We start from the raw sequence: 21,894 nt of genomic DNA, 5'->3' as shown, positions 1-21,894 counted from the left end.
CCCGGGGAATCATACGCACCTGTAGAAGCTTGTGACGGTGTGTCCATCTTGCCTGACGGTGAAGTGGAGTGTTTCCTTCGCAGTTACTGTTCTGCCGTCGGAGTAGGTCGCGGTCGTGAATCCGTTGAACGTCTCTTCGACCGCGCTGCCCTGGTGGGTGTTGCCATGGGCGGTGCCTTTGATGGTCCCGGTGACGGTCGGTAGCGGCGAGTCGAGCGGATGTCCGGTGAAGGAGACGTCGAGGGTGATTTGCTCGTGCCGGGTTTGGCCCGAGGTTGTCACCAAGTGGTCGGTGATGGTGACGTTCTGGGTCTGGGTGTAGGTTGGCCCGCCGTCGCAGGTCACCGGGCCATAGAAAGGGAACGTGCCGGTGTATGTTTCGGTGCTGTGCTGAGCCGGGTCTGCCAACGCGGTGTCGGCCGGGCTGACGATTCCGAAGAATACGACTGCGGCTGCCGCCGTTGCGCGGAGCACGCGGTGACGGGTGCGGTCGCCGACTCGCGAGAAACGAATGAGTGTGACGCTCAATTGTCTGACTCCTTAAAACGGTGCGCACCACGGACGCCTGGTCGCGATTCCTCAATGGCTGGCGCATCTCACGTTCATAATCGGCCCGATACCTGGAGGCTGTAATACTCCACCGGAGCGACGACCATCGGCTCAGCTGAACAGTCACCTTGATCGGGACTGACGAGAGCGACCAGCGGCAGGCGTGATGCGTGCTCATCCGGTGAGACCGAGTTCGAGTAGGGGTCGGCGGGGTGGTTGCGGTAGTGGTCGTGGGCGGCGGCGTTGTTGGTCCATCCGGCGAGGTGGGCGGGGCTGATCGCCAGGCTGCGGAAGGTGGCCAGGGCGCGGGGCAGGTTGCCGGTGCGGGTGCGGCAGGCGTGTTCGCCGAAGGTCACGTCGCGGACGAAGTGCTGGGCCTCGATGGCCCATTGGCCGCGGACGCAGCGGGCGAGGACGGCCGTGTCGGCGACGTCGGACGGGGCGGTGGTGATGTCGAGTTCGGCATCCGCGTGGATCTTTCCGTCGCCGCGTCCGGTGGTGTACCGCTCGATGAGCAGGGCCCGGGTGGCGTGCGGGAAGTTCACCTGCCCCGGCGCGAGGGGCTGCACGCGCACGATCCTGATCTCGTGGCGGCCCGAGTTGGTCTCCTCGGTGCGGTGCACGGCGATGGTCGCATTGGTGGTCTCGTTCCAGTCGAGCGCGTCCAGCTGGGCGAACAGCGCGGAGCGGTTCTCCTTGACGGGGGAAGAGGCCGAAGGCGCAGCGGCGGTGGAGGTAGTGGGCATGGTCGGCGACGGTGTGCAGGGCGTCGGCGGTGACGATCGCGCCGGTGATGTCGGCGATCAGGTCGAGGGCGGCGGTGAAGTGCAGGGTTTTGTGCGGTTTGTGGCGCATCTCCCGCTGGGCGAGCATCACGCCCGGGTCGACCTGGTAGACGCCCAGCAGGTGTAGCTGCAGGCCCTCGCTGTCGCGGGCGCCGTGCACGGTCTTGCCGTCCGCGGCCAGCGGCAGCACGGGCGGATCTTCGGCGATGCCGGCCAGAGGATCGACAGCGTGGGCCTGGACGAACGCGCCGACGGCCGCGTCCAGCGCATCCGCGTCCACCCGGGCCAGCGCACGGGTGAGAGTGGTGGCCACCGGGAGCTTGTCCGCGTCGCCATTGGGGACTTCAAGGGCGGTGAGGATGCCGGCGCCCTGGCCGCTCGCCCAGCGGATTACTCCTCGTACCGAGCGCACCCCGCACAGCATTGCGCAGGCGACTAGGGTCTGTGTGACGTCGTGATCAATCGGCTGCTCGTAAGAGGTCTTCGAGCCAGATCATCGAGGCGCGAAGTTCGAGGCCGGCGAGGTAGCTCTCGGGCATCTTGTCGAAGCGTGTGGCGATGCCGCGCCAGTCCTTGAGCCGGTTGATCAAACGCTCGACGGTGTTCCGCTCTTTGTAGAGGTCTGCGTTGTGGCTGACGGGCCTGCCTCCCCGGCTGCCCTTCTTCTTGCGGTTGGCGGCCTGGTCCTTCTTCTCTGGGATCACCGCCTTGATGTTGCGTTTCCGCAGGTAAGAGCGGTTGCCGCGGGACGAGTAGGCCCTGTCTGCCGCGACGGCACCCGGCCGGGTGCGAGGCCGGCCGGCAGGCATGCGGACGCGGATCTTCTTCAGGACATGGATGAACTGCGGGCTGTCCGCGGCCTGACCGGCGGTCAGGACGAACGACAGTGGCCGGCGCTTCCGGTCGGCGGCGAGGTGAATCTTGCTGGTCAGCCCACCACGGGACCTGCCGAGCAGGGCTTCCTTCAACCGGAGCCTGCGCCATCGCCGAACCCGTCGCTGCTCTTCTCGCTCGGGGTCGCGTCCGTCCTCCTGCCCGTTCTGTCCCGCCTCGCCGCCCCCTTTTTTTGCCGGGCCTGTTCCTCCTCGGCGGCGACTTCCTCCAGGGCGTCCATGACCTCCTTGCCGATGCGCAGCCCGGCGGCGTCATGGTGGCCGCGGACGGTCGTGGAGTCCACGCTGACCAGGGACAAGTCCGTCTTCCCTTGGCGAGCGGCCTCGGCGATCAGACCCTCCAGAAGCGCGGTGAAGACACCGGCGTTCCGCCAGACCCGAAAGCGTCCGTAGACGGTGGACCAGGGCCCGAACTCTCCCGGCATCTCACGCCACTGGGCACCGGACCGGAACCGCCAGATCACCCCCTCGAGCTGAATCCGCAACCGCTCGGGGTACGGGCCGTACTCGCCGATCGGCAGATACGGCTCTGTCGACTCCACTGATCATCAGTGAGTTGCCTGTGCGTCACAATGTCCGTTCCTGCCAGATACGCCCTCCCGACGGATCCGGAACGGCAAGATTGATCACGACATCACGTAGGCCCTAGGCGTGTATTTCTTGTCGCTCGGCATCGCGGATGGCGCGAGCGGCGTTGATGAGCCCGATGTGACTGAAGGCTTGGGGGAAGTTGCCGAGGGCCTCTGCTGTGGTGGAGTCGGTCTCCTCGGCCAGCAGGCCGAGGTCGTTGGCGTGTGCGAGGGCGGTTTCGAAGGCGTGTCGTGCACGGGTGGTGTGGCCGGTGAGGGCGAGGGCTTGGGCAAGCCAGAAGGTGCACAGCAGGAAGGTGCCTTCTTCTTCCTGTAGTTCGTCGGTGAGGTAGCGGCGGACCAGGCCGTTGTGGTCGGTCAGTTGGGTGGCGATGGCCAGCACGGTGGACTGGATACGGGGGTCGTGTGGTGGCAGGAAGCCGACGATGGGCAGCATCAGTGCGGAGGCGTCGAGGTCGTTAGTGTCGAATGCCTGGGTGAAGGAGCCCAGGTCGGGGTTCCAACCGCGTTGTTCGATGGCTTGGCGGATCTGGTCGCGCTCGTGCTGCCAGTGGGGCAGGCGTTCGTCGGCCTGTAGGGCAGGGGCCATGCTGATGGCGCGGTCCAGGGCGACCCAGCACATCAGTTTCGAGTGGAGGAAGTGTCTGCTGGGTCCGCGTCTTTCCCAGATGCCTTGATCCGGTTGGGTCCACCGCTGGGCGGCTGTCTCGGCTGCCTGGAGCAGGAAGGTGCGGGTGGCTGGGTCGAGAGGCTCATCGGGCGGAAGGGTTTGGGCGGCGGCGTCGAGGAGTTCGCCGTAGACGTCGAGTTGGCGTTGGCGCCAGGCGTCGTTGCCGATCCGAACGGGGCCGCTGTTGCGCCAGCCGGTCAGGTGAGGCAGGGGCCGCTCGCTCAGATCACGTTCTCCGCCGATGCCGTACATGATCTGCAGGTCGACGCCGCGGTCGAGTTGGGTTGCCGCGGCCCGGGCGAGGAAGCCGAAGAACCGGTTCTTCTCCTTCTCGCAGGCGGCCGTGGCCAGTGCCTGAATGGTAAAGCTGGCGTCGCGGACCCATGTGTAGCGGTAGTCCCAGTTGCGCATGCCACCCGTCTTCTCGGGCAAAGATGTGGTGGCCGCGGCGACGATGGCCCCGGTGGGAGCGAAGGTCAGGGCCCGTAGCACGCGTCCACTGTGGCTCACTTCGTCCTGCCAGGGGCCGACGTAGCCGCGGTGGAGCTTCGACCAGGAGCGCCAGCCTTCGACGGTGTCGGACATGCGACGCCGGATCCGTCCCGTCCGCCAGGCCACCGGCTCCCTTTCCCACGCCGTCCCGACGTGCAGGGCGAATCCGAGGCGGTGCCCCGCCGAGAGCGGGATTCGGCCGTGAGCCGTGGAGCCGCTCATCCGCAGGTCGACGGGGCTCGACAGCAGCAAAACATGGGCGCCCCCGTACGCCGCAAGCCCACCTGGCACGGCTGAGAGGAGTGGGTGGACGAGTCCGAACTCCGGGCGCGGCGCGTAGGCGATCTCGATGTCCACCCGCCCTTCGGTGCAGGTGATCTGCCGCAGCAGCATTCCGGGGGAAGCGGTGCCGAGCGCGTGCCCGCGTTCGCGCCGTCCCAGGGCAAGGGCATCCCGCAGGACCGCCGTGCCCCCGGTCGTGCGGAAGACCGTCTCCAGAACTAGGGTGTCCTCGACGTAACGGCGGCTGATGTCGACCGGGCCGGTGACAGGGCGGATGGACCAGTGGCCGGCGTCCTCGTCGAGGAGCCGGGCGAAGATCGCCGGGCTGTCGAACCGGGGCAGGCACAGCCAGTCCACCGAGCCGTCGGAGGTCACCAGCGCGGCCGAGCGGCAGTCGGACAGCAGGGCGTGGTCACCGATCGGTCGCGCACTCATGCGTCGCAGCCCGTCCACCTTGGGCCGGACGCGGCCCGGCCGAGACGACGTGAGCAGTCGCCTGCGCCGCAGGTCTCTCCAGGTGCCTGACGGGTGACATGGATCCCAGCCTCCCTGAACAGCGGATTCACCTCCAGCCAATCAGCACGATCGGTGGATCGCACGTGCCGGTTGCCGATGGTTGCTCCGACCGAGTGGCACGAGCTGGTGCCGCGCTCGGCGTCCGGTCGGCGTACGTCGTGTCTCCCCGCCGCCGCGTGGCCGACCCCGCGTCATCAGCGAGGTCCCGAGGCCGAATCCGGGCGGCCGAGGGCGAGGAAGCGTCGGTGGCCGTATCCCCACTGGTCGGTGACGCTGAAGGCAAGGTCTTCGGCGATCCTGTGGAGCGCTGGTCGTCCGAGCCGTGCCCAGGGAAAGAACGGGCCGCTCTGGCCCTGGAGGTTCTCGAACCGGGCGGTGCACAGCTCTTCGACGTCATGGGGGTCGACCTCGACGACGAGGAGCCCGGCGGGGGCGATGAGTCCGCCGCAGCGGCGCAGCAGGCCATGAGGGTCGCCTCCGATGCCGATGTTGCCGTCGATGAGCAGCACCGTCTGCCAGCCTCTCTCGGCCGGCAGCCGTTCGAAGACCGATCGGCACAGTGCGAGCCCGCCCTGGGCGGTGGTCAGGGCGACCGCGCGAGGTGCTATGTCGACCCCGAGGGCGAAGACTCCTCGGCTCAGGAGTGCTCTGCACATGCGGCCCGGGCCGCAGCCGACGTCGAGGACGGGGCCGATGCAGCGTGCCAGTACGGTCTTGTCGGCCACTGTGGGCTGCTCGTGCCAGCGGTGCACCGGCATCTGGATCCGGCGCCCGTCGGCCAGCCGCAGGAACACCGGTTCTCGGCCGGGTCGAAGGGCGAGCGCGTAGGGGTCCTCGTCGGCGTCGTACAGCTCGCCCTCGTCCGTTGTCACGGTGCTGCGCCATGCCCTGCGGCCGGTCGGTTCTTGTCGCCGCGGCCGGGCCGGCGCGCGCGGCGCAGTCTCATCGCGAAGGCCACGGCGGAAGCTGCGAAGAGCACGCCGGTGATCGCCAGCCATCGGCCGAGGTAGACGCTGTCGGACAGGCCGGTGTCACCGGGGTAGGGGACCGCCAGACGGAAGACGAGGGGGAACCAGACCAGCAGGAGCAGACCGGACAGGAAGGCGGGAACGCGCAGGTAGTTGATCCACGGCACCGTCGGTCCGTCGGCGGATCGGTGCCGCAGTACGGAGAGGGCCGACAGGTCGGCCAGCGAGTACAGGGGCAACAGGATGAGGTCGTGGAGGATCGCCGCACCGACGAACCAGATCGCCACTTCCCAGGGCTGGACGGCGAACAGGCGCACCATGGCGTAGCCGGTCAGGGCGAACGAGGCAATCAGGACAAGCAGGTGCAGCGGTTCGGAGCCGTACCAGCGGACGAATCGTGCCATGGTCACGCCCTGAAGGTGAGCCGGTGAACCCACTTCGTGTTGTTCACACCGGGGTTGGCCGGAACGATGATGCGGGCCGGGTAGCCGTGGTCGAGCGAGAGGTCCGCGCCGTTCACGCGGAGGGCGAGCAGCGCTCGGGGATCGTGGATCTGGTTGCCCCGGAGCACCACCCTGATGAAGGGGCCGGGGGGTTGGATGGACTCGACCAGGACGCTTGCGGCATCGGGCAGGCCGGCCAGAGCGGCGAGGTCGGCCAGCCGGAGGCCGCTCCAGTGCTGGTCCTCGGTGGACCATCCCTCCACGCAGGCGATCGGCAGTGCGGCGGCGTGCCGGGGCATCGCCAGGAGCTGCTCGCGGGTGAAGACCAGTGCCGCTCCGCGTCCGTGCACCTCCAGCCGCCAGTCGGGGCCGACGAGCGCGGGGGTGACGCCCACTTTCGCCGCCGTCTTGTTGATCTGGAAGCTGTTCGGGCCGCTGCCCGGATCGCGGTTGTGGGGCGCGAGCAGCGCTGTGCCGCGCAGCCGGCCGCCGATGCTCTGTCCGGCGGTCACGACGAGGAGGAGCAGAGATCCCGCTCCCACCATGCCCACCGCACCGCGGCGGGTCATTGTCGGCGGGGCCGGAGCGGCTGCCACCAAGCCGTCAGGATCCGGTGGTTCGGGCACGGTGTGGGCAAGGTCGGTGCGCAGTTCGGCGCCCAGGCTGCGCGAGCGCAGGGCCCGGGCCATCCGGCCGAGTCTGAGGCACACGTGGACGACGAAGGCGGCGATGAACACCCAGGCGCCGTAGAAGTGCAGGCGGTAGAACGAGCCCGGGAAGACGTAGTAGAGCTGGATGTTCAAGATGCCCGTGACGAACTCGAAAATGACGCCGCCGACCAGCATCAGCAGGGACAGCCGCTCCAGGCCGTGGGCGACGGAGCGCACCGGCAGCCATTCGAACAGCTTCGGGATCACCGACCACAACTTGGCCAGCAGCACCGGCACCAGCACCACACCCAGTGTCACGTGCACGCCCTGGAGCAACCGGTACAGCCAGTACGGATGGGTGGGCCAGCTGAAGAGGTAGAAGCCCATGACACCCTTGTCGGGAGTCTCGTCGTTGAGGGGGCTCAGCCCGGGGTTGTAGGAGGCGTAGGAGAGCAGCCCGGTGACGAACAGCATCGGAATGCCGATCAGCAGCACCAGGCCGAATACCGAGGTCAGCCAAGGCCCGCGGATCGGACTGCGCCAAAACCCGGGACGGAACGGCCCCGGGGGCGGAGGAGTCTGCTCGACCCGGCGCACGAGGGCCCTGGTACGAGCGGCCCCCTTGGTGGCCCGCGCCGCCGCGGCAGCGCGAACGCGCTCAAGGCGCCCCTGCGCGTGACCCTCGTCCGATCCCCGCCGCTGCGGGCCGCCGGAGCCCGCAGCCGGCGGCCGTCCGCCACTGTCCAACGACTGCCTCCCCTATCCCCAGACCGTCTCTCAACGTGTGGATCGAACCCCACCGCTCCGTCAGTGCCCGTCAAATCGTCAGCCACAAACTGGCACAGATCGGGTCGGCTCTCCGTGCCTGTCGTGCATGCGGGCGTCTGTCGTCAACCGAACGGTTGAATCGGCGCTCCGCACGGCTCGACGGGTCGCACGGTGGTCACATGATGGTGGGGTGCGACGCCTCAGCGCACGGCGCAGCGCCGCCACCTGGCTCGGCCGCACCGCGCTGACCAGGGAAGTGCTCTGGTTCGTCGTGATCGGCGTCGCCTCCACGGTGGCCCAGGCCATGCTGTACTGGGTTCTGCGCCAGTGGTCGCCGCCCATCCTGGCCAATTTCACCTCCCTACTTGTCGTCACCGTCCTCAACACGGAGGCCAACCGCCGGCTGACCTTTCACGGGTCCCCGGTCCGGGTCCTCCAGGCGCATCTGACCGCGGGTGGCCTGTTCGTCCTGGCGTACCTGGTCACCACAGGCGCTGTCCTGCTCTTCCGCCACTACCGGCCCACCGCCTCACCAGCAGCGGAGACCCTGGTACTTGCGCCGAGCTTCGCCCTGGTGACCGTGGTGCGCTTCACGGTCCTGCGGACGGTCGTCTTCAGACGCCGCCACCAATGACCCCCTCGTGCCCTATGCGACCGACACGCCTGCTGTTTTCGGCAGGGTGAAAAGGAGCCACTTGGGCAACGGGGATGAGAGCCACTCTGGTCCGTTCGCGAAGGTGGTGGAGCCCGCTACCTCGCCGGCCTTGAACTTCGCGCCTCGATGATCTGGCTCGAAGACCTCATACGAGCAGCCGATTGATCACGACATCACACAGACCCTAGGCCGAGCAGCATCGGCCAGGCGTGCGTGACCAGGCGAGCCGAGCGCGGATCGGGCACGGCCCGGACCGCCTCCAACAGCGATGGCCGTCGCTCGGGCGTGCACAACTCCTCAAGAACGAGGCAGCGTTGATCGGCGAGTTGGCGCGACGTGGGCAGGGTCGGGCAGGATGACATGCGGGCGCGGCCTTCACGATCATGCTGAGTGATGTCAACGTGATCATGAACGGCCGCGCCCCTCGACGTTCAACCGGCCCATGTCCCAGATCCGAGCACGCATCACGCCTGCACGTCGATAAGGACCTTGCCCACCGCTCCCTCCTCGACCGCGGTGTGCGCGTCAGCGGTGCGTTCCAGCGGGAAGCGGTGCAGCGGCAGGCCCGCCTCCTCGCCCACGCGCAGCGCCCCGTCGGCGAGGGCGGCGGTGATTGCGGCGATGGCATCCCGCTTGGCCTCGGCCGGCATGGTGTAGACGAGCACGCCCTGGAAGCGCAGGTTGCCGAAGAAGGTCTCCCAACGAGGCAGTGTCACCTGGGACCCACCGTCGTCGTAGTACGCGACGGCGGCGTTCTGGGCGGTCACCGAGACGTCGAGTCGCGCGTTCGCCGCCATGGCGACCTCCACGACGATGTCGACACCGTCCGGGGCCACCCGGCGGATCGCCTCCGCCGCGTCCTCGGCCTTGTAATCGACGACGTGGTGTGCGCCGGCGGCCTCGGCCAGACGCGCCTTGTACGGACTGCTGACGGTGGCCACCACTCTGGCCCCCGCCCAACGCGCCAGCTGGATCGCCATGTTGCCGACCGCGCCCGCGCCGCCGGCGACCAGCACCGTACGGCCGCCGAGCGCGCCGGGGCCGAGCCGGGCCGGATCGCCGTCCCGCACGGTGAGGGCGCGGTGGGCCGTCATCGCGGGGATGGGGATGCTCGCGCCGAGGTCGAGGGAGGCATTGTCGGGCAGCGGTACGGCCTGTTCCTCGGGGAGCACCACGTACTCCTGCGCCGTGCCCTCCGGGCGCTGCCAGGCGGCCTCCCAGATCCAGACGCGCTGACCGGCCCTGGCCTCGTCGACACCCTCCCCGACCGCGTCGATCACTCCGGCGCCGTCCTGGTTGGGCACCTGCTCGCCCTCACCCTGCGGCCCGGCCGTGCGCGACTTCCAGTCCGTCGGGTTCACCCCGGACACCTCGACCCGTATCCGTACCTCGCCCGGTCCCGGCTCCGGCAGGGGACGCTCGGTCAGGCGCAGCACCTCAGTGCCGCCGCCTTCCGTGTACACGATTGCTTTCATGATCTGCATAAGGTCCGGCCAAGCCGGATTCTTCCCGGCCCCGCTCAGGCCCCTGGCACGGGCCTTCACCCCGAAAAGCGGTCCGTTGTCCGGTCTCGGTTTCGGCGTCGCACGGCGGCGGTCCTTGCCGACGGCCTCGCGAGCGGCAGTGCGGACGGCGAAACTCCAGCCCGCCCTCGCCGTACGGCAGTCGGGCACGGCCCGGACCGCCTCCAACAGCGATGGCAGTCGCTCGAGCGTGCACAACTCCTCAAGAACGAGGCAGCGTTGATCGGCGAGTTGGCGCCACGTGGGCAGGGTCGGGCAGGATGGCACGCGGGCGCGGCCTTCACGATCATGCTGAGTGATGTCAACGTGATCATGAACGGCCGCGCCCCTCGACGTTCAACCGGCCCATGTCCAAGATCCGAGCACGCATCACGCCTGGCGACCAGCGGCCAGACACGGAGGCCTGGCACCCCACAGGGATGCTGTTGGCTAATTCGGGCCTGGTTGCTTCGCCCCGTCGTTATGCGGCGGGGCGGAGTGCTGGCAGGGGGCTGGTGCGGGTTCGTGCGTGGGTTGATCGGTGAGCCAGGCGTTGATGCGGATGAGGTTGACGGCGGCGCCGGTGAGCTGGTGTTGGAGGCTGGTCTTGGTGAGACCGAGGTAGCGGGATCTGCGCAGGCCGCAGGCTTGCACGGCTTGGGAGATGGTCCCCTCGACTCCGGCGCGGATCTTGTAGCGGGCCTTCCAGTCGTCGGTTTCCTGGAGTTTGCGGGCCTGCTGGAGGGCTTCGTATTCGTCGTGTGGCCGCAGGTTGATCTCCCGGCGCTGGGCTTTCGGAGAGTTGACGCATACCCGCAGCTGGGGGCAGGTGCGGCAGTCGGACGGGGAGAACCGGACCCGGATGGTCGGCAGCCCGTCTTCCGAGCGGCGCTGGTGCCACTGCGTGCTGGTCACCCCGGTCGGGCAGGTCACCTGCTGGTTGTCCCAGTCGATGGTGAAGGCATCCTGCCCGTGGGCGGTGGCGCCGCGGGCATGGGGGACGGTCACGGATTTCATCGGTCCGTGCAGTTCGATGTGATGGTCACGGCGGGCGGCGACCAGAGCGCCGGAACTGGTGTAGCCGGTGTCGACCCAGTGCTCGTCGGGCAGAAGATCCCGCCTCGCGAGGCCGGCGTGCACGACAGCGGCCATCCGCTGGTCGGCGACGGCACCGACGGTAGTGGTCACGTTCGTGACCAAGTGCACGTTCCCGGGCTCGCATCTCTCGGTGAGATGCACCTTGTAGCCGTCCCAGAAAATGTCGCGCTTGCCGCCACTGCGGGCCTCGGTGTCATACGGGGTGACCAGGCGCATCGCGCCCGGCGGCCGGTCTTTTGGGTCCCGTCGTCGCACCTCACCCTCCACCAGGTGGAAGTGCTGGACCCATACCTGCCGCAGCGTGTCAGCCTCCGGCAACTCCCGCAGTGCCGGTGGTGCGTCGTCTGCCCAGATCATGCGCAGTAGGTGCATGCCGTCCGCGCCGATCCGGCGTCCCACTTCGACACGTTTGGCCTGGGCTTTAGGGAAACGGGAGTCCTCGATCCGGGTGGCGTAGTGCTTGAACCAGTCGGGCAGGGCATGCCCGGTTAGCCAGGCCTACTCGGCGCGGGCCACCGCGTTCAGTGCCGCCCGCAAGGTCTCACCGACCTGCTCCAGCCAGTTCAGCTCACGCGCCGAGGAGAGAACGTGTGTGGAGTCGGTCCGTGCTTTCCCGCCCGAGCCGACCAGTCCACGGTCGCGGGCCGCGGCCAGGACCGCGTCCAGGATCCCGCTCCCGGCGTCCGCGCTGATCAAACGGGCCCTGAACTCCGAGAGTACCGGGAAGTCGAAGCCCGGATCGGTCAGCTCCAGCCCCAGCGCGAACTTCCAGTCGATCCTGGCCTGCACGGCCTGCACGGCGTGCACGGCCTGCACGGCCTCCGCGGCCTGCCGGTCGGTCAGCCCTTCCACGAACTGCAACACCAGCACCATCGCCAGGCGTCCCGGCGACCAAGCCCGCTTCCCCCGGGCGGGGAACAAGCCTACGAACTGCTCGTCGCTGAACAGAACACCCAGCTCATCCCGCATTCGGATCGCCAGGCTCCCCTTCGGGAAGGCCGCCCGCGCCACCCGCATCGTCTCCGCCGGGACCTCATCAGACCCGCTCGGCCGCATCGACATCGACACCCTCCCCATACGACAACGTCGGCTCCCAAGACCACAACCAGGTCTTGGGAGCCGACGTCACGCACAGGCCCGAAATTAACCAACAGCATCCTCCAGGGTGCCGGGCCTGTTCGGGAGCTGGGTCAGATGACGCGGATGTTCTCCGCTTGGGGGCCCTTCTGGCCTTGGGTGACGTCGAACTCCACGTTCTGGCCCTCCTGCAGCTCGCGGAAGCCCTGGGCGGCGATGTTGGAGTAGTGGGCGAAGACGTCCGGGCCGCCGCCCTCCTGCTCGATGAAGCCGAAGCCCTTCTCCGCGTTGAACCACTTCACAGTGCCCTTGGCCATGTCTGTCTCCTTCGAGGGGGTTAGGGCCTGCACGGTGCGGGCCCGGAGGTAATCGCCCTGGTCCGGAGAGGGCTGCACAGCAAAGCGCCCGCGGGCAAGGTGACCGCGGGTGCACGACTTCGGAACCACGATTGCTCTGTGGGTAACGCTAATCCCTCCGCTGAGGACACCGCTAGACCGAAACGCTGCCAGCCCCGTCATGCGCCGAAGCAGGTACTGCCGCGAGCCGCTGAAGGCGACCGCCTGCTTGTGGCAAGGGCCCTCTACGGCCAGGGCCCCGGGGGAGAGTCGTGTTCGCCCGATTTGATCACGGGATGCCGTGGAGGGTCAGGACGGCCTCGGGCTGGCCGTGTGCGCATCGGGCGCTGGCGATGTTGGCCCAGCCGGCCCGGTGGAGAGTGGCGCGTGCCAGGTCGCGCAGGGTGGTCATGACGGCGGGGGCGTGGTGGCGGCAGACCTGGCTGGCGTCCTCGGTGAACGTGACGTCCTTGGTCCAGTGGACGGTGTTCTCGATGATTCAGTGGCCGCGTGCCCAGGCCGCGATCTCGGTCGCGTCGGCCTGGCGGGCGGCCAGGTCGGTGACGGCGTAGACCGTCTCGGTCTGCCATTTCCTGGCGCCGATGCGGCGTCGCTTGCGGTGGATGCGCACGACCTGACGGGCGTGAGGGAACAGCAGCCCGTCGACGGTGACGACCTTGACCTCGCGGACCTCTTCGCGGCCGCGGCCGCGGGTGCGGGAGCGGTCCAGGACGGGAACCTCCCTCCACGGCAGTGTCCTCAACTGGCCTGCGAGCGTGGGCTGGTTGTTCTTCACCGACAGCAGGTAGTGGGCATCGCGTTGCTCGACGAGGTAGCGGGCATGGTCCTTCTGGGCGTGCAGCGCGTCCACGGTGATCACGGCGTCGGTGAGGCCTGCCTGGTCGATCTGGTCGAGCAACGGGGCGAATTCGGGGATCTCGTTGGTCTTGGCGCCGATCTCAGGCAGCGCAGCGGTGAGGGTGTCGTCGTGGCGTACGGCGGTCATGACGAACACACGGCTGCCGTCAGCGCGGACCGCTCCGCGCAGGCACTTGCCGTCCACCGCGAACGCCCGGCGGCGCGGCGGCCTGTCGGCAATCGCGGTCAGGGAATTGTGCCCGGCGCCGGGCATCGCGCACACCCCCACCGCGAGCAGCGTGGACAGCCGGTAGCGCACGCCGCGCGGGTTGCGCGGATCGGGCACCCGGGCGAGAGCCTCGAGCAGGCCCGTCAGCACCGCCACCGGTGGCGAGGAGACGGACGAGGGCGCGGCATCCGGCACGACGGACGTGAGAGATGATGGAGCAACGAGCACGGCAACCTTGCAGATCATGAAGCGTCGACAACTCCATGATCACAAGGGGCTGTGCTCGCTCCGAGTCCTGGGCCGATCCGGCGTCACATGATCAACCCGGACCAACAGGACTCTCCCCGAGGCCCTGGGCGCCCTCCGCCTGGTCGGCAAGACGAACATCACCTCCGCACTGCGGCACAACGCCCGCGACACCTGCCGACCGCTCGCCCTGCTCGGGCTCGCATGATCACGAACTGGACATCACTACACTGAGGTCTTCTCGGCAACGTGATAGTTGCGGTGTGTGACGGGGTGCGGGTGCCCGCTCGCGGCCTAGTTCTGCGGTGCCAGGGTGCGTAGGACGTCGAACTCGTTGCCCTCGGGGTCTGCCATGACCACCCAGTTTCGGTCTGAGCCCTGGCCCACATCCGTCTTGGTGGCGCCGAGTCCGAGCAATCTGGTCACCTCGTCCTCGGTGCTGCCGTCGATCGGGCTGACGTCGAGGTGAAGCCGGTTCTTCACGGTCTTGCCCTCGGGCACCTGGATGAACAGCAGGGTGGGTGGCATCTGGCGGGCCCGAACATCCTCGACGGTCGGCACCCAGGAGCCGATCTCGACCTTGCCCTCGCTCCGGTCGATCACCTTGAAGTCCAGGACCTCGCACCAGAAGGCCGCGAGCCTCTCCGGATCGTGGCAGTCAACGGCCAACTCGGTGAACCTACTTGTCATGACTCTCCCAGATAGTGCGGACGGGGCTCAGAGTATGCCGCCCGTCCGACAGATCCGAGATCTTCCTGACTAGGGACATCAGACGGGCTTGACCCGGCATCAGATACGCGAGAAGCCCCTGGTAGGAACAGGTCTGCGAAGAACAGGTTCCGGGTACCGAGAGGCTTCACGCGTTGGCCAGTATCACCTACACCGGCGTGCTCAATGTCAGCCGGGCCACTGCTGAGGCCCTCGCGAAGCTGCTGCTCGAACACCGCGAGCGTCTCGGGACCCGCAAGGGCGCCCGCGCCCTGGGGCCGTTCAAACAGAGCGTGTTGATCCTGCGCTGGTTCCTGGACGGTACCCGGCTGACTCAACTCGCCCGCGACAACCGGATCTCCGTCCCGACGGCCTACCGCTACCTCCACGAAGGGCTGACCGTGCTCGCCGACCACGCCCCGGACCTGTCACCGCACTGGAGCGCGCGGCCGTGGCCGGCTTTACACACCTCAACCTCGACGGCACCGTCATCCGTACCGATCGCGTCACCGCCCCCGGCCCGAACAAGGCCGACCTGTGGTGGTCGGGCAAGCACAAGCACCACGGCGGCAACGTCCAGGTCATTTCCGCACCCGACGGCTGGCCGCTCTGGGTCTCGCCGGTCCGGCCCGGCCGCGAGCACGACACCACCTGCGCCCGTACCCACGGCCTGATCGCCGCCCTGAACCGGCTCGCCGACACCCTCGACATCCCCACCCTGACCGACCTCGGCTACCAGAACGCCGGGGCCGGCCTCCGCCACCCGGTCAAAAAACCCAAGGGCGGCGAACTCACCGACGACGCCAAGGCGTTCAACTCCGTCATCCGAGGCGTCCACGGCGTGGCCGAACGCGCCAACGCCCTGCTCAAGGTGACCTTCAAGGCTCTGCGCAGGGTCAGCCTCGACCCCAAGGCGATCACCCGGATCACCCGCGCCGCCCTCGTCCTGCTCCAGATGGAACACGGCCGCACCAGCTGAACGAAGATCACGAACCGTCACGAGACGTTACCGAGAAGGGCTCACTTTGCCGAGGCCTTGGGGCCTGGGCCGACTCGTGCTCGTACAACTCGACCCGGGTCGACTACAAGATGTGCTGACCAGTCGCCGGTAGTGAAAGCGCCCTCGCTGCCTGCCTCTTTCAGGCAGCGAGGGCTTTCGCGCACTTGCGATAACCCGCTTAGGGCTCGCAGAGAATCAACATGCGGGCGAGAGGCCTGACTGACCTGTGAGGTCAAGTCTCAGAACCCACAAGTTAATTGTCTGCGAGCCCTTACGGCCACTTCAAAAACGGCCGCTAAGAAACGGCCACCGGAGGTTTTTCCCCCGCGAGGGCGGGAGGGTACCGGCGGTGCGTCGTCAGCGGACGGTGACGGTCACGGTCTTCGACGCGGTCTTGCCGTCCACGGCGCGCAGGACCTCCACGCCCTTGTGCTTGAACTCGTCGGTGAGCTTGTATCCGCTCTTCTTGACGGTGGTGGTCGCCGGCAGCGACACCCACTTGGCGCCATCCTTCACCTGGAGCGTGACCGTGCTGCCCTCCTTCAGACCGGCGGTCCGGCCGGTGAAGGTGATGCTCTTGCCCGGCTTGGCATGGGTGGTGCTCGCGGAGAGGGTGATGGACGCCTTCGGGTTCGGCGCCTTGGCCGGGGCGGCGACGGCGGCCGTCGCGCCGCCCACGACGAGGGCGGCGGAGACGAGGGAAACGGCGACTGTACGAGCCTTCACAACAAACTCCTTGGTCAAGGATGATTTTTCGACAAGGACCCTTTGAATTCCCTGTCCAATAAGTCAGAGAAAACCGGAATCCTCGGGGCCTTGCCTTGCGGCGGACCCGACTATACAGACATGACCTGGGAGCCGGCGGTTCCACTGTCCGCTGAATCCTCGGAATTAATAGCGCAGGCACAGGAAACGTGCCACATACAAGCACCCCGAGCTGCAATTATTGGAAAGGCCTGTGGAAAAAACCGGCCCATGACATGGAGGTGCCCCGCACCCTGTGAGTGCGGACGCCCCTTACCGAACTACGCGACACCTTCTCCCGCATCGACACGTTCAGCGAGGACCTGGCCGAGCGGTACCAGGCGTTGGAGCGGCGCTCGCTGCTGATGGGCAGGATCATTGACCCGGCCTTCCAGGAGGCTGTGGACGAGGACCCCGTTGACGACGGGTACAGCGTCGAGAACATCATCTATGCCTTGCGGAAGGAGTTCACTCCCCGCCCATCCCGGCAGGAGGTGGACGAGCTGATCGCGTTCCTGTCGAGTCCAGTCGTGGCCGCGCTGGACTCCACCAAGGATCGCCACAAGCTGATCGACTCACCCCGGAACCTAGCGCTACGCCTGGCCGGCCTGGGCGGCACGATTGCCATGGGCTGAGACGACGGCCACTCGGATTGCTCGCCCTGGCGACCGGGATGCCAGCACAGTCAGCTGTCCACCTCGAAGCCCGTGAGGTCGTCGATGCCCTGCGGTTAACCCCGTCTCATACGAAGCCCCCCGCTTCAAACAGGTCGGGTATGACTACCGCGTGGTGAGCATCGTTCCTCGGCCTGCCTGACATCCAGAGTTGACATCAACGACCCTGGACAGGCGCGGATCTCACCAACCGCCAACGGACGTTGCAGAGGAGCTGAACCTCATGTGCCGGGCCGAGTGATCGAACTCCTAAAGCGGCTGTCGGCCCTTCCGGCCCGGCGCTGTCTGGTCTCCGGCCACGCGCCGTCCACCGCCGACCTCAAGCACTTCGACCGGCGGCGGCATCTCCTCCCTCCACCCCGGCCTGCCGCATCATCCGCTGGCGCCGACTGCTCGACCTTGCACTTTGACAGCACTCCTTCAGGTCAACTACAGCGTCCTCATATTCACGGCCGACAGGCTCTCAGCAGTTGCCCAAGCAATGAGGAGAGCCGTCATGAACGACTACGACCCGACAAGCCACTCGCCGGCCGGGTCAGCCCCGGCGACCATGGCCGTGCAAGCACGCCAGCCAAGCGTACGGCGGTTGCTGTCGAAGAAGCGGGGTGGCTGGATCCTAGCCGCCGGGCTGACGTGTGCGATGGCCGGACTCGCCGGTGCCGGCACGTCCGCCGCGGCGGATTTCTCATCGTCCGCGTCGTCCGTCACAGCCACGTCTACACCGAACGCAACGCCCAGCCTGCCCGCGGGCGGCGGGCCTGTGTCCGGACCGGCCACCGGGGGTGCGACCGGCATCGTCGACACCACGTCCACATCGGGCTTCACCATGTCGACGGCAACGGGGGTGGAGGTGACCGTCGACGAGACGTCCTCCACGAAAACCCACGGCGCCCCGGCGAGCGCCGTGAAGAAGGGCGCGAGCGTCCTCGTCCTGGGAACGGTCGACAGCGCGACCATCACGGCTACGCAGGTCATCGTGCAACGCGGGGGCGACGGCGGAGCTGCGGCTGCCGAGGCGGCAGGGGTGATCCCCTTCCAGAAGGGAACGCCGTCACCGGTCAAGTCGGTCGGTCAGATCCCGGACTACACCGAGGGAGAGGGGACGATCCTCAGCGGGACGACGGCGTACAAGGCGGTGAAGGCCGCGCAGGCTGTCGTCCCCGGAGGCATCAACGACCGTGTGGTGCAGCTGAGCGACGGCGAGTACGAGGTCCACAACATCAGCGTCAACTGGCCGCACCACGTCTTCGTCAGCAAGGACTTCAAGGTCCTCGGCTACGAGTAGCCGCCGCGAAAGAACGCCGGTGCCCATGGCCGGCTCGGGTTGCCCCTGGAGACGTGTCGCCAGGGGCAACCTGCCTTCGGGAGCAACCTGCCGCGGCGGTGATCCGTGTCGGCCGGGCCGAGCTACCGAGTTGTGCCCGCATCTTCTCAGCGCTTGTCAGCCATCAGACGAACGGGTTGTCGCGTTCGTCGCCCGGCTCGTACTGGTCCAAGTCCTTGGAGTCGAACTCGTAGACGTTCCGGCTGCGGAAGTGGTCTTCGAACAGCCCCTTGCGACGGGTCTCGTCGCTCAGGTCATACCGCTCCCACCCGATCCGAGGAGAGAGCCATACGGCCTTGTTCTCCTCACCACGCCGCTCGTGCAACAGCACCAGGTACATGGCCAGCGCGGCCCCCGAGAGCTCCATGATCCACCCGTTGGTCCGGAGCCCGGCGGGAAGCTGGACGTACAGGTGGTCCAACTTCTCCGCCTTCGAGAGACGCTTCATCGCGGGGCCGGGCGCCTGGTAGGACCGTCCGGTTCCGGCGTCGCTGAGCAGATGGATCGCGGACGATGCGCCCTGGCGGTGGTGAAGGCGCACGAAGGCCTCGTCATCCAGCCAGCGCAGGGCTTGCTGGATGCGCCGGGCGCCCGCACCGTCAGGATCGTCGAAGCCGAGCAGGCGGGCCCACTGATGGGCGGGGTAGTCGAAGCGCGGGGAGTCCTCGTTCCGTGACAGCCACAGCATCGACAGGAACAGCTTCAGCCGCGCGGCGCCGCCACCCCGCAGCAGATGGGGCCAACGGCGGAGGATCCTCCTCCGGCGCATCGCGGGCAACGAAGCGATACCGGACGGCAGCGCTGCGCGCGCCGCCCGCGCGCACTTTTGCTTGCTCCGCAGCACTTCGCTGCTCAATTACCGGATCCATTGCAGGCTGCGAAAAGACTGGCACGTTCTCACACCCTGTACTCGCGCGGTTCGACGCGCTCCGCCTCAACTGGTGGAGAGACAGTATTCCGAGGGTGCGGTATTCGAGGGCCGAGAGCATCCGTCCTCTTGCGGGCGCCGTACTCTCAAGAGTCGGGGGAAGGGCGGGTCACGGCGTCAGTGCCGGTCCGGGACCCTTGGGCGCGGACCGGCACACGCGGGTCGATCGATCCCGTCAGTGGCCGTGGTCGCCGTCGTGGTCGCCGTCGTCGTGGTCGCCGTGGCCGACGATCGTCCACGGGCGCATCAGGTCGTCGTCTTCGTGTTCGAGAATGTGGCAGTGGTGGATGTAGGTCGCCGGGAACTCGGTGCCGCTGCCCGGAATCGACGCGATCGTACGCGTCGGCGGGGTGAATTCCTGAATGATGATTCTGGTCACCGTCTCCGGATAGGATTTGAACGTGTCCTTGTTGGACCGTGCTTCGTCCGGGTCCGGCGGAATCGGTGGACCGGTGAAATAGTTCTCCAACACCGGCAGGTCCTTCGGTTTGCGGCCACCGTCAATCCACTTTTCGTAATCCGCCTGGTAGGCGGCTGCGTCGATCGGCTGCCTGTCCAGCACCTGGAAGTTGACGAGGTGGACGTGCATCGGGTGGGCGTCGTGATTGGGATTGATGTACTCCCAGATCTCGGTCGAGCCTTCCTTGATGAAGTCCTGGGACGGCGCCTCGAACGGCACCGCGTTGAACGTCATGGTCCTGAAGAGCTTGTGCTGGTACGTAACCCATTGCCGGCGACGGGTGTGCGGTTTCGGCTTGACAGGTGCGACCGTCGGCAGCCTGAGGTTCTTGGGCGGCCTCGTCCTGTCCGCGCCTTCGGACAATGGTTTGGTGACCTGGAACTCCATGAGTTCCCGGATTTCCGGTCCCTGGCCCGGCATGCCGGGGTAGTGGACCGGCGCGTGGTAGTTCGTCAGTCTGACGTTCGTGCCCATGGGCACCTGACTGAAGTCGACGATCAGGTCGTATCGCTCGGCCGGCGAGATCAGGAAGTTCAGCATTTGCAACGGGGGACGGAAGCCGCCGTCGGTGCCGATCAGCCAGAACGGCAGTGTGACCTCGGGCAGTGCGTCCCTGGGATAAGCGTCGAACCTCAGCCGCCAGAAACGCTCGTTCGAAGCGTTGAGAAAGCGCAGCCGGTAGCGTCGCGGCTCGACGGTCAGGTAGGGGTGCACCTTCCCGTTGACGACCGGGGTGTCCTCGCCTTCCCTCAGGGCCATGGTGTAGGCGAGCGTGCCGTCCGCGTTGAAGGTCCGGTCCTGCAGGATGAGGGGGACCTCGAATTCGCCTCGCGGCAGCCCGAGCCGCTCGTCGGCGGGGTCACGAATGACCCAGAGACCGGCGAGGCCCGCGTAGACGTTGAGGCTGGTCATCCCCATGCCGTGATCGTGATACCAGAGCATGCACGAACGGTCGTGGTTGGTGTACCCGTAGATCGCCTCGTTGCGCTTGACCCGGCCCGGTTCCAGGGTGGTGTAGTCCGCGGCGTGGATGCCGTCCGGGCTGAACGACTGCATCGGCATGCCGTCGGACTGTGGCGCTGTGAAACCGCCGTGCTGGTGTACGACGTTCCACACGTTGACGTTCGAGGGAAAAGGCAGCACGGGCTTGTAGGGAGGCGGAGGGGTCGGGGTGAGCTCGTCGCACCCGCTGCGAATGGCGTCGATCACGAACTGGAACAGGTGGGTGGTCGGCAGCTCGTTGCGGTATTTGACGACCGTCGGGTGGTCCGTGGTCACGCTGATGGTCGGCCCGAGATAGCCCATGCCGGTCGGCTTGTGAGGATCGTGCGGGTTATCGGCCCAGTAACCCCACACGGTTGCCGGCCCGAGATCCCGGTGGAACTGCCACGAGCCCTGCCGCATCGTGATCTCGTAGTAGTCGGCGCCCGGATAGACGGAAGGATCCGAGACGGCTGTCAACGGCATGGGGAGCGGGTCGACATACCTCTTCAGCTTGGGGCTGTGCGTGATCGGCATGTCCGGACACACTGCCCCGTGAGCCGTCGCCGCATACGCCCGCGCTCCCAGACCACCCTGTGGAAGCATGGCCGCACCCCCCATGGCACCGGCCATGAGGAATTTCCTTCGCGCAAACATCATCTCCAGCCTTCCGTCACCTCACGTAACGATCAAGGGATACAGGGCTGGTTCGGAACGTTGCTGCAGCACACCGGTCCGGTCCGGGAAAGCCACTCATTGAGCTGATCTCAGCAGCAATTCGGCAGGCATCGGAATTGGAATCGAATTATTACTACCAGTCTGAATACATGTAAAACCATCTCACCCGGTGCGGCCGAACTCGTTCATCCCGTCCGCAGCCGCTCCCTCCGAACGGCGACTTCCATCCCTCCGTGAACCAGCACCATGGCGCGCCATCTGTAAGCACCCTGAATGGGTCGACAATCCACTGAACATTCTTCTGGCGCGTCACATTCGGCTGTGCGGCGGACTGCGGGTCCAAGTTTCGCCGCTTCTCTGCGCGCCAATTCAATACTGCGGCCATTTCGGGATACCAGCAGAACCTGATACCTCGGCCATGCGGGCCGCGGTCACGTTGCCGAGGTGGTCGGCCAACCGGTGGGCGGCTTCGAGAGCGGGCCTGGCCGACGCCCGTGAGGGGGGCCGATGCAAGGCCGGTCCAGTTCCCCCGTAACCCAACAGGTGCAGGCGCGGTTCGCCCGCGGATCGGGTGCGATCGGGTGCGATCGGGTGCGATCGGGTGCGATCGGTGGCGATGCGGCCGCGTCGGCCGCGGAGCCGGAGTGGCGCGAGGTCGGACGGGGCGGAGCGGAAACCAGTGCACCGGATGATCGCGCCTGGATGGCGAGCGAGGCCCCGTCGGCCCATGCGACCGCATCGGGCAGGAAGCACCGCCTCAGCCGTTGCTTCCGCAGATGGATCACGAGGCT

The 21,894-nt window shown here is 67.3% G+C and carries 16 protein-coding genes and 5 pseudogenes; 5 read left to right on the top strand and 16 right to left on the bottom strand.

Annotation, left to right across the window (positions count from 1 at the left end; genetic code table 11):
- Nucleotides 1-9: 9 nt before the first annotated feature.
- Complete coding sequence (locus ACFYXB_RS37080) at nt 10-528, bottom strand: hypothetical protein (protein ID WP_389589416.1); 519 nt, start codon at nt 526-528, stop codon at nt 10-12.
- A gap of 74 nt (nt 529-602) precedes the next feature.
- Nucleotides 603-1,295, bottom strand: a complete 693-nt coding sequence (locus tag ACFYXB_RS37075) for a hypothetical protein (RefSeq protein ID WP_389589415.1) — start codon at nt 1,293-1,295, stop codon at nt 603-605.
- Between ACFYXB_RS37075 and ACFYXB_RS37070 the strand changes: the two genes are divergently transcribed.
- Entirely contained in the window at nt 1,294-1,461 is a 168-nt protein-coding gene (locus ACFYXB_RS37070; protein ID WP_389589414.1) for a hypothetical protein, read from the top strand. The genes ACFYXB_RS37075 and ACFYXB_RS37070 overlap by 2 nt on opposite strands.
- Nucleotides 1,462-1,632: 171 nt before the next feature.
- Here ACFYXB_RS37070 and ACFYXB_RS37065 read toward each other — a convergent pair.
- From ACFYXB_RS37065 to ACFYXB_RS37040, 6 genes and pseudogenes are all read right to left on the bottom strand, one after another.
- Nucleotides 1,633-1,758, bottom strand: a pseudogene (locus ACFYXB_RS37065) (hypothetical protein); the annotation flags it as partial.
- A gap of 34 nt (nt 1,759-1,792) precedes the next feature.
- Nucleotides 1,793-2,798, bottom strand: a pseudogene (locus tag ACFYXB_RS37060) (IS5 family transposase).
- 74 nt (nt 2,799-2,872) lie between these two features.
- Entirely contained in the window at nt 2,873-4,696 is a 1,824-nt protein-coding gene (locus ACFYXB_RS37055; protein WP_389589413.1) for a glycoside hydrolase family 15 protein, read from the bottom strand.
- 275 nt (nt 4,697-4,971) lie between these two features.
- Nucleotides 4,972-5,649 carry a class I SAM-dependent methyltransferase gene (locus ACFYXB_RS37050; RefSeq protein ID WP_389589412.1) on the bottom strand — a complete coding sequence of 226 codons (678 nt, stop codon included), beginning with the start codon at nt 5,647-5,649 and terminating at the stop codon, nt 4,972-4,974.
- Nucleotides 5,646-6,149, bottom strand: a complete 504-nt coding sequence (locus ACFYXB_RS37045) for a hypothetical protein (RefSeq protein ID WP_389589421.1) — start codon at nt 6,147-6,149, stop codon at nt 5,646-5,648. Before ACFYXB_RS37045 ends, ACFYXB_RS37050 begins: the two co-directional genes overlap by 4 nt.
- A 2-nt stretch (nt 6,150-6,151) precedes the next feature.
- On the bottom strand, nt 6,152-7,333 hold the full coding sequence (locus ACFYXB_RS37040; protein ID WP_389589411.1) for a molybdopterin-dependent oxidoreductase: 1,182 nt from the start codon (nt 7,331-7,333) through the stop codon (nt 6,152-6,154).
- A gap of 463 nt (nt 7,334-7,796) precedes the next feature.
- Here ACFYXB_RS37040 and ACFYXB_RS37035 point away from each other — a divergent pair, with 463 nt between their 5' ends.
- Nucleotides 7,797-8,240: a GtrA family protein gene (locus ACFYXB_RS37035; protein WP_389589410.1), complete on the top strand. Its 444-nt coding sequence runs from the start codon at nt 7,797-7,799 to the stop codon at nt 8,238-8,240.
- A 485-nt stretch (nt 8,241-8,725) separates the two neighbouring features.
- On the opposite strand, the gene ACFYXB_RS37030 is transcribed toward ACFYXB_RS37035, so the two are convergent.
- From ACFYXB_RS37030 to ACFYXB_RS37010, 5 genes and pseudogenes are all read right to left on the bottom strand, one after another.
- The gene (locus ACFYXB_RS37030) at nt 8,726-9,736 is read right to left on the bottom strand and encodes an NADPH:quinone reductase (RefSeq protein ID WP_389589409.1); all 1,011 of its coding nucleotides are present in this window, start codon (nt 9,734-9,736) and stop codon (nt 8,726-8,728) included.
- 508 nt (nt 9,737-10,244) lie between these two features.
- Nucleotides 10,245-11,923 (bottom strand): annotated as a pseudogene (locus tag ACFYXB_RS37025) (IS1182 family transposase).
- 128 nt (nt 11,924-12,051) lie between these two features.
- Nucleotides 12,052-12,255 carry a cold-shock protein gene (locus tag ACFYXB_RS37020; RefSeq protein WP_389589408.1) on the bottom strand — a complete coding sequence of 68 codons (204 nt, stop codon included), beginning with the start codon at nt 12,253-12,255 and terminating at the stop codon, nt 12,052-12,054.
- Nucleotides 12,256-12,562: 307 nt separating this feature from the next.
- A pseudogene (locus tag ACFYXB_RS37015) lies at nt 12,563-13,588 on the bottom strand (ISAs1 family transposase).
- A gap of 312 nt (nt 13,589-13,900) precedes the next feature.
- Nucleotides 13,901-14,296 carry a VOC family protein gene (locus ACFYXB_RS37010; RefSeq protein WP_266360597.1) on the bottom strand — a complete coding sequence of 132 codons (396 nt, stop codon included), beginning with the start codon at nt 14,294-14,296 and terminating at the stop codon, nt 13,901-13,903.
- Nucleotides 14,297-14,469: 173 nt separating this feature from the next.
- Here ACFYXB_RS37010 and ACFYXB_RS37005 point away from each other — a divergent pair.
- A pseudogene (locus ACFYXB_RS37005) lies at nt 14,470-15,293 on the top strand (transposase family protein).
- A gap of 378 nt (nt 15,294-15,671) precedes the next feature.
- Here the strand turns inward: ACFYXB_RS37005 and ACFYXB_RS37000 are convergent.
- On the bottom strand, nt 15,672-16,040 hold the full coding sequence (locus tag ACFYXB_RS37000; protein ID WP_389589407.1) for a hypothetical protein: 369 nt from the start codon (nt 16,038-16,040) through the stop codon (nt 15,672-15,674).
- Nucleotides 16,041-16,318: 278 nt separating this feature from the next.
- Here ACFYXB_RS37000 and ACFYXB_RS36995 point away from each other — a divergent pair, with 278 nt between their 5' ends.
- Together ACFYXB_RS36995 and ACFYXB_RS36990 are read left to right on the top strand one after the other, a co-directional pair.
- Nucleotides 16,319-16,693, top strand: coding sequence for a hypothetical protein (locus ACFYXB_RS36995; protein WP_389589406.1), 375 nt, complete (start codon nt 16,319-16,321; stop codon nt 16,691-16,693).
- A 535-nt stretch (nt 16,694-17,228) separates the two neighbouring features.
- Entirely contained in the window at nt 17,229-18,017 is a 789-nt protein-coding gene (locus ACFYXB_RS36990; protein WP_389589405.1) for a hypothetical protein, read from the top strand.
- Between the two features lie 163 nt (nt 18,018-18,180).
- Here ACFYXB_RS36990 and ACFYXB_RS36985 read toward each other — a convergent pair whose 3' ends face one another.
- Together ACFYXB_RS36985 and ACFYXB_RS36980 are read right to left on the bottom strand one after the other, a co-directional pair.
- Complete coding sequence (locus tag ACFYXB_RS36985; protein ID WP_389589404.1) at nt 18,181-18,912, bottom strand: hypothetical protein; 732 nt, start codon at nt 18,910-18,912, stop codon at nt 18,181-18,183.
- A gap of 247 nt (nt 18,913-19,159) precedes the next feature.
- A complete protein-coding gene (locus tag ACFYXB_RS36980; protein ID WP_389589403.1) occupies nt 19,160-20,962 on the bottom strand; it encodes a multicopper oxidase family protein in 1,803 nt (600 codons plus the stop codon).
- Nucleotides 20,963-21,894: the final 932 nt, after the last annotated feature.

It is taken from the genome of Streptomyces sp. NPDC002619 (assembly GCF_042889305.1).
GTDB lineage: Bacteria > Actinomycetota > Actinomycetes > Streptomycetales > Streptomycetaceae > Streptomyces.
This window is presented reverse-complemented; position numbering and strand designations above follow the sequence as displayed.

Coding starts and splice junctions, on each gene's coding strand:
- ACFYXB_RS37055 (WP_389589413.1), bottom strand. CDS start 4,696: ATGAGTGCGCGACCGATCGGTGACCACGCCCTGCTGTCCGACTGCCGC.
- ACFYXB_RS37030 (WP_389589409.1), bottom strand. CDS start 9,736: ATGAAAGCAATCGTGTACACGGAAGGCGGCGGCACTGAGGTGCTGCGC.
- ACFYXB_RS37010 (WP_266360597.1), bottom strand. CDS start 14,296: ATGACAAGTAGGTTCACCGAGTTGGCCGTTGACTGCCACGATCCGGAG.
- ACFYXB_RS36980 (WP_389589403.1), bottom strand. CDS start 20,962: ATGCCGATCACGCACAGCCCCAAGCTGAAGAGGTATGTCGACCCGCTC.
- ACFYXB_RS37045 (WP_389589421.1), bottom strand. CDS start 6,149: ATGGCACGATTCGTCCGCTGGTACGGCTCCGAACCGCTGCACCTGCTT.
- ACFYXB_RS37070 (WP_389589414.1), top strand. CDS start 1,294: ATGGTCGGCGACGGTGTGCAGGGCGTCGGCGGTGACGATCGCGCCGGT.
- ACFYXB_RS37075 (WP_389589415.1), bottom strand. CDS start 1,295: ATGCCCACTACCTCCACCGCCGCTGCGCCTTCGGCCTCTTCCCCCGTC.
- ACFYXB_RS36990 (WP_389589405.1), top strand. CDS start 17,229: ATGAACGACTACGACCCGACAAGCCACTCGCCGGCCGGGTCAGCCCCG.
- ACFYXB_RS37020 (WP_389589408.1), bottom strand. CDS start 12,255: ATGGCCAAGGGCACTGTGAAGTGGTTCAACGCGGAGAAGGGCTTCGGC.